Annotated in this window: 10 protein-coding genes; 6 read left to right on the top strand and 4 right to left on the bottom strand. The window is 46.4% G+C overall.

From position 1 onward, the window contains the following. The first annotated feature begins 9 nt into the window (after positions 1-9). The 6 genes from MGMO_RS00455 (at position 10) to MGMO_RS00435 (ending at position 6,071) form a co-directional block, all read left to right on the top strand. Positions 10-693: a TFIIB-type zinc ribbon-containing protein gene (locus MGMO_RS00455; protein WP_023493032.1), complete on the top strand. Its 684-nt coding sequence runs from the start codon at positions 10-12 to the stop codon at positions 691-693. A gap of 255 nt (positions 694-948) precedes the next feature. Beyond that, positions 949-2,721: a cytochrome c oxidase subunit II gene (gene coxB, locus MGMO_RS19380; RefSeq protein WP_023493031.1), complete on the top strand. Its 1,773-nt coding sequence runs from the start codon at positions 949-951 to the stop codon at positions 2,719-2,721. Positions 2,722-2,818: 97 nt separating this feature from the next. Continuing rightward, a complete protein-coding gene (ctaD, locus tag MGMO_RS00445; protein WP_023493030.1) occupies positions 2,819-4,468 on the top strand; it encodes a cytochrome c oxidase subunit I in 1,650 nt (549 codons plus the stop codon). A gap of 27 nt (positions 4,469-4,495) precedes the next feature. Beyond that, positions 4,496-4,624, top strand: coding sequence for a hypothetical protein (locus MGMO_RS20800; protein WP_268768262.1), 129 nt, complete (start codon positions 4,496-4,498; stop codon positions 4,622-4,624). Then, entirely contained in the window at positions 4,624-5,169 is a 546-nt protein-coding gene (locus tag MGMO_RS00440) for a cytochrome c oxidase assembly protein (RefSeq protein WP_023493029.1), read from the top strand. The genes MGMO_RS20800 and MGMO_RS00440 overlap by 1 nt, the downstream gene beginning before the upstream one ends. 11 nt (positions 5,170-5,180) lie before the next feature. Further along, positions 5,181-6,071, top strand: a complete 891-nt coding sequence (locus MGMO_RS00435) for a cytochrome c oxidase subunit 3 (RefSeq protein WP_023493028.1) — start codon at positions 5,181-5,183, stop codon at positions 6,069-6,071. Between the two features lie 77 nt (positions 6,072-6,148). On the opposite strand, the gene MGMO_RS00430 is transcribed toward MGMO_RS00435, so the two are convergent. From MGMO_RS00430 to MGMO_RS19810, 4 genes are all read right to left on the bottom strand, one after another. Further along, the gene (locus MGMO_RS00430; protein ID WP_023493027.1) at positions 6,149-6,403 is read right to left on the bottom strand and encodes a twin transmembrane helix small protein; all 255 of its coding nucleotides are present in this window, start codon (positions 6,401-6,403) and stop codon (positions 6,149-6,151) included. A 666-nt stretch (positions 6,404-7,069) separates the two neighbouring features. Continuing rightward, on the bottom strand, positions 7,070-11,077 hold the full coding sequence (locus MGMO_RS00425) for a translocation/assembly module TamB domain-containing protein (protein WP_023493026.1): 4,008 nt from the start codon (positions 11,075-11,077) through the stop codon (positions 7,070-7,072). Continuing rightward, positions 11,074-12,822, bottom strand: a complete 1,749-nt coding sequence (locus MGMO_RS00420; protein ID WP_023493025.1) for an autotransporter assembly complex protein TamA — start codon at positions 12,820-12,822, stop codon at positions 11,074-11,076. Before MGMO_RS00420 ends, MGMO_RS00425 begins: the two co-directional genes overlap by 4 nt. Before the next feature lie 84 nt (positions 12,823-12,906). Beyond that, positions 12,907-13,143: a hypothetical protein gene (locus MGMO_RS19810; RefSeq protein ID WP_036306344.1), complete on the bottom strand. Its 237-nt coding sequence runs from the start codon at positions 13,141-13,143 to the stop codon at positions 12,907-12,909. Between the last annotated feature and the right edge of the window lie 454 nt (positions 13,144-13,597).

The raw sequence follows: 13,597 nt of genomic DNA, 5'->3' as shown, positions 1-13,597 counted from the left end.
CAACAAATTATGGCAAGCTGTACCCACTGTGGCGCACCTTTAGCGGCCAACACCAACAAATGCAAATACTGCGGAACGCGAAATGATGTCGATTTACATGCTAAATTCCCCTATAAGGCTGAACAGCAAGCTTCTAATCGAATCTGCCCGCAGTGCAATATTCCGTTGAATACCATTAGCGCTGAACAAGACCAAAATTTATTCATAGAACGCTGCAAAAGTTGTTTCGGCCTATTTTTTGACCGTGGCGAACTTGAATACGTCCTGCAACAATCGGTTTCCAACATTCATGAGATTAATCTTGAACACATCGACAATATCAATAAAGACAGGTATCAGAAGCCGGCGGATTTTAATTACCGTAAATGCCCTGAGTGCTCTGTGCTAATGAATCGTGTCAATTTTGGGCAACGTAGTGCCGTCGTCGTAGACCAATGCCTGATCCACGGTATATGGCTGGACAACGGTGAATTGGCTCACTTGATGGAATGGAAAAAAGCGGGCGGGCAACTCCTGCACCAGCAGACCGAAGCGCTCAAACAGCAAAGCGCTAAACCAAAAACAAGGACACCGTTGCCCGATTCCTCCCCTGCCAGCTCCGGTGGCGCTTGGGAAACTGGCGAATGGGACATCAGTTGGGATGTGATCGCAGCTGTTGCATGGCTATTGGCAAAGATATTTTTGGGGCGCTAGATTGGCTTTAAGTGCCGTTAAAAATGCCCTGCGGACTAAGTTGGAAATGCAACCCAATTGAATTTGAAAAAGATTGCCTAAACTAAATGGGCACGGCTTATGGCGTAGAAAGGCTTGATGGGTTAGAATTATTGCGAGAGCGTGACTTTAACATCAAAATAAAACAAGGGTCTTGTCTGCCGTTAATTGATGAAGCATCGATATACTCATGCAAGCCATTAGAGTTTCTATAACTTATCGAGAGGAGTTTTCTCAGTGAAGAAAACAAAGCAACTATTCACGGGCCTGATATTGTTTCTGTCGGGTTTGGGAACTTTGCAAGCAGCGGAGAATTGCCCGTCAAATCGGATGGAAGGTTCAGTCTGCTTGCCGAATGGCTTTCCAATGGAAGCCGATCCCGGCAGGTATGCACTCAACCTGACGCAAGGCCAGACGCAGATCAGCCATGATGTCTACAACTTGCACATGCTGATCCTGTGGATTTGCGTACTTGTAGGACTCGGCGTGTTTAGCGCGATGTTCTACTCCATCTATCACCATCGCAAATCGAAAGGGCATGTCGCCAAGCAATTCCATGAAAACACCCTCGTCGAAATCATTTGGACGATCATCCCTGCGGTAATCCTGGTATCGATGGCCATCCCCGCCACCAAAACCATGTTGGAAATGGATGATGTGCAAGATTCCGACATGACCATCAAGGTAACGGGCTGGCAATGGAAATGGGAATATGAGTATTTGGGGCACGACATCCACTTCTTCAGCAAGTTGAGTGACGCCAGCAATCAGGCTCGACAACTGAATTCCGGTATTGACACTACTGAAGTCCCCAATTATTTGTTGAGCGTGGATGAACCCGTTGTAGTTCCGGTCAACAAAAAAATCCGCTTGGTGTTTACGGCTGCAGATGTCTTGCATTCCTGGTGGGTTCCCGAATTGGGCTGGAAAAAAGACGCGATACCGGGCTTTATTAACGAAGCCTGGACATCGGTCAGCAAGCCCGGCGTTTTTAGGGGGCAATGTACCGAACTATGCGGAAAAGACCACGCCTTCATGCCGATTGTCGTAATCGCCATGGAGCAAGCGGATTATGATGTCTGGGCGAAAGCCAAGGTCGAAGAAATGAAGCAGGGCGCTTCGCTTGCCGATGAGCCACATGACCAATTGGTCAAGAATGGCGGTGAAATTTACGCCAAAAACTGTGCGACTTGCCACATGCCTGACGGCGCAGGTATCCCGGGCGCTTTCCCAGCGTTGACCAACAGTCCAGTCGTTACTGGCGATATCAAGGCGCAAGCCAATTTAATCTTGAATGGCAAAAACGCCATGCCGGCCTTTGGCAAACAGCTACAAGCGGCTGAATTGGCGGCAGTCATCACTTATACTAGGAACGCATTGGGCAATTCCAAAGGTGACGAAATACAGGCTAAAGAGATTAATTCGATGTTAGGCGGCGCAGCAGCAGCCCCTCAAACAGAATTGGGCAACAATGGAGCTGCGAAGTCCAAATCGGCTGAAAAGCCTAATTCTGTAAAAAAAACTACAGCGCCTGAAGACAAGCCAAAAAAAGCCGATAAGCCAAAACTTGCTGCCTCTCAAGCTGATGAAGTAGAAAACGTGCAGTTTGCCTCGGACAAATTTTATCCCCAAAAAAAGGTGACAGACAAACCCAGCCCCGTGACCGCTAACACCTCCAAGAAAGCCGAAAGCGCAGATGCCAAAGGCGAAGCCACCTTGGCGGAACTGGTGAAAAAAGGGGAGTCGGTTTATCAGGAAAATTGCCAGTCTTGCCACCAACCCGGCGGTATTGGTATGCCTCCCGTGTTTCCTGCCTTGAAGGGAAGTGCGGTCGTCACAGGCAAGATAGATGCCCAAGTGGACATGATGCTCAAAGGCAAAGGCATGATGCCTGGGTTCGGCAAAACGCTTAGTGCCGATGATTTTGCGGCCGTACTGGCGTTTACCCGGAATAAGCTTAATGCGACGGGAGACTTTAAGCAACCGTCGGAAATTGGGGCGTTACAGTAAAGCAACATTTATTAATATTGCTTATTGAAGAACTATAAGATTTTTTTGCTGTTTTGCACGAATCACGACGTGATTATTTTAAAAAAGAGGAATTGATATGTCTGCCGTTGTAGCTGAACATGATAAACACCACGACCATAGTCACGATGACCACGATCATGGCCCCGCCAAAGGCATCCTGAGATGGATTATTACCACCAACCACAAGGACATCGGAACTCTTTATCTGGTGTTTGCGTTGGTGATGTTTTTTGTGGGCGGCACGATGGCATTGGTCATTCGCGCAGAATTATTTGAACCAGGATTACAATTTGTTGAGCCCCAGTTTTTTAATTCCATGACCACTATGCATGCTTTAGTCATGGTATTCGGGGCGGTTATGCCGGGTTTTGTCGGTTTAGCCAACTGGATGATACCCATGATGATCGGCGCGCCGGATATGGCGTTGCCTCGCATGAACAACATGAGTTTCTGGATGTTGGTTGCTGGCATTTTGTTATTGGCCAGCACCCTATTCATGGAAGGCGGCGCCCCTGCCAGCGGATGGACATTGTACCCGCCACTCGTTTTACAAACAGGTAAAGCCTTACCTTTTGCGGTCTTCTCAGTGCATTTATTGGGGATTTCCTCCATCATGGGCGCAATAAATATTATTGCCACCATCTTCAACATGCGCGCCCCTGGCATGACTTTGATGCGGATGCCGATGTTCGTTTGGACTTGGGTCATCACCGCCTTCCTGCTGGTGGCCGTTATGCCGGTTTTTGCGGGTGCGGTCACCATGCTATTGACCGACAAGTTCTTTGAAACCAGTTTCTTCGATGCCGCTGGCGGCGGCGACCCAGTGCTCTACCAGCATATCTTCTGGTTTTTTGGTCACCCGGAAGTGTATATCATGATTTTGCCCACTTTTGGCGTGGCTTCAACCATAATTCCCGTGTTTGCCAGAAAACCGCTATTCGGCTATAGCTCGATGGTTTACGCGACGGCGGCGATTGCGTTCCTGTCGTTTATCGTGTGGGCTCACCACATGTTTACTGTGGGCATGCCTATTGTAGGTGAACTTTATTTCATGTACGCCACCATGTTGATCGCTATCCCTACGGCTGTAAAAGTTTTTAACTGGACAGCTACAATGTGGAAAGGCTCCATGACTTTAGAAACCCCTATGCTATTTTCAATTGCCTTTGTTGCGTTATTTACTCTGGGCGGGTTTACCGGCTTGATGATGTCTATCGCACCTTCCGATCTCCAATATCATGATACTTATTTCATCGTTGCCCATTTCCACTACACATTGGTTCCTGCATCTGTCTTCATGTTAATGGCCGCTGGCTATTACTGGTTGCCCAAGTGGACAGGTAACATGTACAACGAAAAGGTTGGCCAGTTGCATTTCTGGTTATCTGCAATATCGGTCAATATCCTGTTCTTCCCTCAGCATTTTTTAGGCTTAGCAGGAATGCCCAGAAGGATACCCGATTATAATGTGCAATTTGCGGACTGGAACATGATATCCAGTATCGGGGGATTTATTTTTGGGATTAGCCAATTGTTGTTCCTGTATATCGTCATCGACACGATCCGGGGTGGCACGGGCATAAAAGCGACCAATGAAGTGTGGGACGGTGCGGTGCAATACGGTGGTGGAGGTACAGTAGGTTTGGAATGGACATTGCCATCCCCTCCCCCATACCATACATTTACTGAAGCGCCTGTGGTCGTACCGATTGAATATGAACATTAAGCGACGAAATGTTATTTTGGGTTTGCAATGAATGTTAAGACAAAAAATCTATTAACTGCTTCATTGCTGGGATTATTGGCATTCAGCTTTTATATCTATGCCATGCCATCGGCGGTCATAGAACAATTAGGCAAGGTACTCAGGTCTTTGTTTTGATGGATGAAAGCCTAAAGCAGAAAAATGCCCGACTCGTCCAGATTTTGGTCTTGGTCGTTATCGGCATGTTCGGCTTCGGTTTTGCGCTTGTGCCGCTATACGACGTGCTTTGTGATTTGACCGGGCTTAATGGCAAGGCGGAAACCGTTGCAGCGGAAGAGACGCCATATAAGGTCGATATGGTCAGGGAAATCAATATTGAATTGCTGACGTCGTTGAACGAAGCCACGCCATTGATTTTTCGTACTGAAACCAAACAGTTAAAAATCCACCCCGGTGAATACCATACAGTGAATTTTTATGCGGAGAACAAAACCGATAAGGTCGTGGTAGCCCAGGCTATTCCCAGTTTTTCACCCGGTGTCGTGGCAAAATATTTCAATAAGGTCGAGTGCTTTTGTTTTAAGCAGCAAACATTCAAGCCAGGGGAATCGAAAGTTATGCCCATGCGCTTTGTGGTTAAACCGGATTTACCTAAAGACTTTAAAACCATCACGCTTTCTTATACATTTTTCGATAACACCAAAGCATCAGTGCAAAATTAGAAGAGGAAATTATGTCTACATCACATGGTTATTACATACCGCATAGGGCGACTTGGCCTGTGCTTGCCACTGCCGGATTAGTTTGTATGGCGGTAGGATTTGCCAATCACCTGAATGGGTCGCCCAGTGGCATGAATATCATGATGATGGGACTTGCTTTTTTCATCGTCATGGTGGCAGGTTGGTTCACATTACAGGCGACTGAGAGTGAATCAGGCACCTACAATACCCAAGTCGGCATTTCTTTCCGCATGGGCATGATGTGGTTCATCTTTTCCGAAGTCATGTTTTTTGCCGTGTTTTTTGGTACCCTCTGGTATACACGGAACCTGTCCGTGCCCTGGTTGGGCGGCGAAGGTACGGGGGCGGCAACAAAAGAACTGCTGTGGCCGGATTACGAAGCGGGTTGGCCTACCAATGGCCCCAAGCACTTGGGCGGCAAACTGGTGGATGGCAAACCCTCCGGTGAATTTGAACCAATGGGTGCTTTTGGACTGCCTTTGCTCAACACCTTATTGCTGTTGTCCAGTGGCGTTACCGTCACCTGGGCGCATCATGGCCTGTTGGCAAAAAACCGCGACCAACTCATTAAAGGCTTGATTGCAACCGTTACGCTAGGATTATTATTCGTCCTTTGCCAAGCCACCGAATATCACGAAGCTTATACCGAAATGGGCCTGCAATTGGGTTCAGGCATTTATGGATCGACGTTTTTTATGTTGACCGGCTTCCACGGTTTTCACGTTTGCGTGGGTGCCATCATCCTAAGTGTCGTGTTGTTCCGTAGTTGGAAAGGCCATTTCAAGCCGGAAAACCATTTCGCCTTTGAAGGGGCGGCTTGGTATTGGCATTTTGTAGACGTAGTTTGGCTGGGACTGTTTATTTTCGTCTACTTAATATAAATTCAACGCTATAGTCAAAAAAGCGCTGCTGACAGTAGCGCTTTTTTTATGCCCTGAAATTGCCATTGGGTTGGCAATTACTTTAAAGCGCCAGGAATTGAAGCCCCTTGTGAGTGCATCCGACTACCGATGCCATGCGGCTTAATAATCCCCGTTGCCAGCAAAATACAAACAACGACAAACAGCAGCACTGACAAACCAATTCGAAAAGTCAACGCCCTGACCGTCTTCGTTGATGAGGCACCTTCTTTATATTTAACAAGATGATACAAAGCCGACCCCAAACTGGCAATAATCATCAGAAAAACGGCAATAAGGATAATTTTAATCATAATAAAAATAGGTAACTGTCAACATCGACCGTAATTGCTGGAGTAATGACTGGACTTATTTGCCAAAACTATCTTCCCATCCGTTAATTCCTTGACCACAAAGACAGGTTGCAAAAACTCGCAACACGGATAACCGACCGATTCACCTCTAAACAAGTTTGGATCCCTGACAAGCAGTTACCCAATCTTCATGCGCAGTCATGTGGGAAATACCACCCACCCAAACTTATTTAGGTAACGAGACGCTACCCCGATTACCGGACCAGGAAAGTGAGCTGAAACTTGATAAAGCCAGAAATATCGGTACAGTCGCTATTTGGGCCTAGTTAGCAGTGGACGTCTTGAAAAATCACACACTTCACATTTCCACCGCCGCTTATCCGCGTTAAGAACTGGACGCAAAAAGCAATACAAACTCTCCTTTATGATGTTTGAAACGGCACATACTGAATAATGAAAAACCTTAACTAAAAATAACGTTCAGCATTACTTAGACGTTTATACTTATATTCTATTTTAATAGGCAAGTCATCAAATATTAAAAAAATGCTGAGCCTTATTTAACCAAGTTGCCAAAACAATCAAAATGATCCTTTCTTGAATAGCAATTCATCACCATACATTTACCTAAGTGGTATCCATTGTTTGTGAAAGCCACAAAAAAAGTTAATCGCCATCAAACTCATAATTTAATTTAATCCGTTGCGAGGTGCCCGCTTGCGATTCGACGTTGATGGTCTCGGTCAACTTGTGTTTGAGCACCAAGTTGGCTTGTTTGTTGAACATGCCCACTCGAGTGCCTACATATAAATCGGGTGTCAGGTATTGCCCCATCACCAGCAGACTATCCTTCAGCTCAGCGCCTTCTTCAACCTTAAATTCGTCAATACCTAATTTGTCTGTAAACCAGCTCGCTTTTCCTGCGCCATAGCTCAAAGCTGCACTGGCGAGCATATTATCCCCACCCTTGCCCACTTGATTGAGCGGGCCACCTGTCACCAGGTAGGCTAAGGCTTCCGTTTCAGGCAATGCAGGTTCCGATGATACGCGGGTTTGCGGATTTTTAAGCGAGCCTGTCAAGGCAAGTACGGCAGTGACTTTCTTATTTTTGGACAGCCGTATAGCTTCCACATCCAGCCAGGGGTTATCGGCTGGCCCATTGAACAGGAAGCGGCCTTTCCGTACCGTCAAGTCTTGCCCAAATCGTTTGTATTTGGCTTTTTCCATATCGACATTGCCCTGCATCGCCATTTTTTCCCCAGTCTTGACGACCTTCAAATTGCCTACTAGGTTGGTTTGTAGCCCTTGCCCGGTAAAACTGACTTGTTTGCCGAGTTTAACTTCGATATCGGCAATAATGTCAGGCGGTTGCAGTTTATTGTTTTCAAGTTTTCCTTCACCGAGAATGATTTCATCTTCGCTGACTTTTACCGCATTCTCTGGGATGTCCTGAATGGCCATGATAGCTTTGGGGATGCCTAACCGACCGCTGATCTTTTTTTGTTGCTTGGTCAATGCGATCTTTAAGTCAGGCGAAACGGCAACCTGGGCTTCAGGTATTTTGACGACTTCAAAATCCTTGCCTGTCAGCACCAACTCGACGGGATAGTGCAATCCCGGTTGTAAGCTGACCGTACCGTTAAGATTCACGAGTCCTTCGCCGGACTTTGCCGAACCGTTTATCTCTATATGGTCGCTTTTGTACATCGGTGCTAGGGCATGTAATTTAATATCATGAATATTAAGGCCGTATTGATCGACAACAACAACGCCGTCGGTCAGTTGCGCATTCCCGTTGACCACCGGGTTTTGCGTCGTGCCACTCACCGTCATGTCGGCTTTCAGCAGTCCTTTGACGGTCGTTAGTTGGGGGGCAAAAGCCTTAAGCAACGCAAATTCGCGGATAGCAGCTGTTGCCTGGGCGGATAGCGCTTGGGTCTTACCCGTATTTATATGCAGGTTTGCGCGTATATAATCCTGTTCGGTCAGCACCATATCCAAACCTGCGGAGAACTCCTTGCCATTAATATCGCCTGAAAGCGATGTTGGGCCCAATTTGATTTCATTTTTGGTGGCTTTGGATGTTATCGAGAGAATACTATTGGCAGGCATTGCCAGACGAAAATTTCCGGCCATCTCGTCCTGAGTGTGCAGGTCTGCATCCAGGTTAATTTTGCTAATTAAGCTGATTTTTTCGCCCTCATTAGGGTTATTCAGGATTATCGGCGTTGCGTTACCTTGGATATGGATATTATTGCTTCGGTTACCCAAAGCTACAGCTTGTAAATCAATCTGGTGCAGTCCTATTTTTTCCATTTCGACCAGCCCATCGCTCATATCGATGCGGCCAGCAACAAGCGGTTTGCTAATCGACCCTTGCACAGCCAAATCGGCCTTTAGGAGACCTTTAATATCCGACAATTGTGGAATAAACGGTTTAATCAGGGAAAAATCAGCCATAGATGCGTTTAGGTTACCTGAAAGCCCTTGGGGTTTATTCCTATCCGCAACGAATTTTCCCCGTACGTAATCCTGGCCAGCCAAATTGATATCGAAATCTGCCGACACCTTGCCGCTGTTGAGATTGCCCGACAATATCGAGGCGCCTAATTGGAATTCGTGCAGGGTTTCTTTATTGGGTATAAAAACTCGTATCGGCGTTGTGTCCGCGCGGTAACTTCCCGTCAGGACATTATTTTTCCGTTGCATAGCCATATTGCCATTGATAAGGCTTTTCACAACCATATTATTGGGCAAATAGACTTGCAATATATCCGTTGGTATCGCCTTTGCGTTAAGTTGAAAATTAAGGTCAGTATTCGCCAGATACGAGCCTAAGACACAGAGCGATGCTGATTGCTGCACCCAACAGCCTTCAGACAGGGCAACTTCAAACCCTAGCGACTTTTTTTCTACCCGTAACGGCAGCTTGTTTTTAAGCGACCAGCTTTTGCCTTCTTTAGGCGTGAGATCCAGTCTTGAAATATCCGCTTTCCAACGAGTGTCTACCAAGTTTCCCGTTAACAGGGCAGAAACAGTGCCGTACGAGGAATTGATGTCTGCTTGCAGCGTATGTTGTTGGGGTATGCCTGTGCCCGTAATTCTTAACTTATTGACTTGGATTGCGCCGCTGTTGAAGGCGCTGGCTACAATTGTTAAGGCGGATCGATTTTGGTTGTCAGGATGATAATCCATGTTGACGGTTAAGTCTTTCAGTCCCTGTTGGCCAAATTTTAGGTGCTTGCCTTCGGCATTGAGTCGCATAGCCGGGTTTTTCCAACCTCCCTGCAAGCGCCCGCTGCTTTTTAAGCTACCCCCCCACGTCGGCCATAGCGTGTTTAAGGCGGGCATGTTCAAGGAAAATTCCAGGTCGCCCTTTCTTTGTTCGAGCAGCCCATCGACAGCAATTTTATTCGGGCCTGAATTAATGCGTAGCGCATCAATTTTTAGCTGATTGCCTGTCAAGGCCAGCTTGCCGTTGGCTTGCACCGCTTGCTTCCGTATTTGCCCGGTCAATTGCCCTATATTCGCGGCAATTTGTAAATTTTGGGGGTCGAGCTTGCCTTTGATGCGGCTATTAAAACTTAGGCTACCGGGCAGTTCCGGAATGACAATGGCAGGATTGAATTGTTGCCCCGAAGCAGTCAAATCAAATGCCGGGCTATCTCCCCAGGAAGTTTTGCCTTCCAGCTTAAACGCGCCAGTGCTTGATTTAAGTTCCAACGTGCGAATGGCCATGGCATCCAGCCCACCCTTGCCGTCGAAAACCAATAGGGCTTGCGGTACATATTGCTGATTCAATTGGCCGTTTATCGTGAGATGATAATCGCTGAGTAAGCCAACCATTTCAAAATGGCCTTGCGGGCTTTGTATCTGCGGTGGATGGGCAGCAAAAGGCCAGATTAAATTTTGCCAATCACCTTTAATGTTGACGTTTGGTTTTTTTAGCACATTTTCTACTACGCCTTGCAGGTTGAGTTTGAAGGGCGTAGCCAAATGGTTATCGAAAACCAGCTTGTTCATGTTGCCGTTGACAGTGCTGTCACCTTGCCATACGCCGTTTTTTTTGACATTGATTTGCCAGCCCGTTTGTAAGTTTAAAGGAAAGTCTTTTTCTAGCGTTACAACCCCTTTAGCCGTGGCATTGACCTGATCGGATTGGATGAGCAGCGATAATAATTTGAGTTGGTTGGCTTCTGTCTTTGTGGATAGTTGCACTTTATCTAGAGCCTGCAACGGTTTGCTGTCACGGATAAATTTCAAATCTGTAATCAGCAAATTGCGGATATCAAGTTGAACAGGAAGCTCCAAACCTGTTTCTATAATTGAAGGTTTTTTTTCATCCTCTTTTGTCTTGATCGTGCTTATATCCAGTCCATTAACCGTCAAATCGGCCACACTCAATGTGCCGGACAATAGCTGGTATGGTTGCCATGTAAGGTCAATTTGTTTAACGGCAACCGTTTCCGAATTGCTTTGGTAACGGAATCCGGTCAGCACCATTCGGTCGAGCAAGCGGCCTTGAATATTTTCAACCGCAATTTCCCCTGGAGCGATTGAGAAAACGCATTGCAACAACCAACGGCTTCCTGTTTCACTTCGGATTAGCCCGGACAATGTGATGGGTATGAGAAACGCCAATATCACCGCAAACAGCAGGCACCGCCGCTTCATAACCTGCCCCCGGCAGCAAAGTGGATTTGGAAGGAAGAATCTGATTCATCCAAGGGCAAAGCAAAATCAAGCCGAACCGGACCTACCGGAGAATACCACCTGATCCCTAAACCCACGCCTGTTTTAAACTGGATACGATCTAGGTTAAAAGCGTTGCCGGTATCGACAAAAGTAGCAATAGCCCAATTATCCAGCACCGCTTGTTCATATTCCGCGCTGACCACACTTAAAAACTTGCCGCCTTCAACATGCCCTTTGCTGTCAACGGGCCCCAATTCCTTGTAAGCATAACCTCGTACACTATTGATACCCCCTGCATAAAAGCGGTAGCTGACAGGCAGTTGGGTCACTTGGTCAACTAGCGTTGCACCTTGTAAGGTTCGACCAATGAATAGTCCGCCATAAGGCAGTTCATGCAGCCAGATGGCGGACAAATAACCTTCCAGGAAACTAACATCGGAGATTGGATTTTTGACACTGCCTTTGGTTTCAAACTCTACCCGATAGCCTAAGGTTGGCCGTAACGGATTATTGGATACCGAACGTAACCAACTGGCGCCAGGAACCAGCAACAATCTATGTCCGGCATCTGAATCCGTCTTGAAGTCCTCATAACTGTAATCGAGGAAAAGCGTCTGTCTCCAGCCATTTTCATAAGCATGTTTGTGTCGTGTGGAAAGCGTAGCCGTTAAGGATTCAAAGGTTTGGGTATGCTCACGCTTAAGGCCAACGGCGACACTGAATAAATTGGTGGCAGGTTTATCTAGCGGGATGCTGTACTCCGCTTCAGCGGTCGATAAGATGGGCGACAGGTCCATATTTGCACTAAAGAAATGTCCAAATTGATTGATCCGGCGATTAATATAACTGGCGCTCAGCAATGGCCCAATATCGGTATCAAAGCCAACCCCAAAACCGTAATGGGCTTTCTTTTTTGCAGATAGCTTAATGGTGACAGGGACGCGATGGCCTTGGATATGCTCAAGCTCGGAGCGGATATCCACAGTGTCGAAATAACCGCTTCGCGAAAGCGCGTTGTGGGTTATGGCCAATTGTTCGCCGGTATAGGCATCACCACTTTTGATCGTCAGGTATTTTTTTACAACGCCGTCATCCAGGACATCTTGTTGCACGGTAATATCGCCAAAATTCATGCGTTTGCCGGAATCATAGACCAGCTTGATTTGTGCGGTGTTGTTTTGTTTATTGATATACAGTTTCTTTTCGCCAAACGCCCCTTGTACATACCCGTTATCCATCGCCAAGGATTCTATCTTGCTTTTAATGCTTTCGTACTGCCCGTGATGCAGTGGACTGCCTTGTTTTAAAGGCAGTTTTTTTAGCAGCATCGAAAAATCGAGGTCGCTTTGCGCTTCTCCCTTGATGACAATGTCAATCTCGCTCACCGTGACCCTCGGCCCTGGATTGACGTCAAAATCAGCTTTCCAGCAGGGCTTACTGAATAACAACGATTTCTTTATGACGGCATGGTAATAACCCAGCGCACGTAAAGCCTTATCGATTTCTTGGTCGGCATTACCAAAAAGGTCCTGAATTTTCCATTCTGGCCCATCGCATTTCTCTTTTTGAATAGACAACATCAACTTGACATTATCTACTGCTTCGCCATTTACCCCTGAAACACTGACATCGGCAATGGCTTCCGACACGGACAGGCACAACAGCCAAAACATCAAAAGCGTTTTGCAAATATGGCCTATAACAGGCCGATCCCGACGTAACATTTTTATTGATCCAAAACCTACATCATCGGTTGTGTATATGGAAAAGTATTTATAGTAGTCGGTATTATTGATTTCGCTAATAAATTATCCCTGGAAGGAAATACCCGTTTTTTCGTTTGAAACGCAAATGGGCCGCACCATCTCACCTCTGGAGCCTTTTTCTTGATCTGGTGGACTCAAGCCGTCGGATACGGTAAGGCTAAAGCCATGCTTAAGTTCGTCTGTAGCCTTGTCTCCGGTTTCAATGAGCCAGGCATCTCCCTTTGCCCAGTTTGACGAGATCCGTTCAGCTACGGCCTCGAAAGCTATGCACGAAATCAAGGCATAACCATCTTCAACGGCTATGAGGTCAAGTAATTATCGTTTGCGGCAAAATTGCCAAGGAAAACCCAAAACGGTTGCCTGGCGACCGGATTAAGCCATTCTGCCAACGCTGGCCCATATAAACCTAAAATGTTGGTGCATTTTAGCCGCTGTCGAACCAGAATTTTTAGAGCCTATGGTTTTCATTACTTTTTTTGCACTGAAATTAGGTGAATCCCCTTATTTGCTGTGCCGAACAATACCGCAAATTTAAGTGTCATTAAGAAAAACAAAATGGCATGTTGATTGCTTTTATTTTCGTAGCCTAACTTTGTTCACCTCCGCAATAGACAGAATTTATATGTTGGCTCACTGGTGTCCGGAGATTATCGGAATAGTACAGCTTAACTGATTGATAAAAAGTAAGTAAATGCCATTTATAGGTGTCACCGATTTCAATGTGTTGGAAACT

Source organism: Methyloglobulus morosus KoM1 (assembly GCF_000496735.2).
Lineage (GTDB): Bacteria > Pseudomonadota > Gammaproteobacteria > Methylococcales > Methylomonadaceae > Methyloglobulus > Methyloglobulus morosus.
Note: the sequence above shows the minus strand (reverse complement) of the source record. Positions and strands in the feature narration are given on the sequence as shown.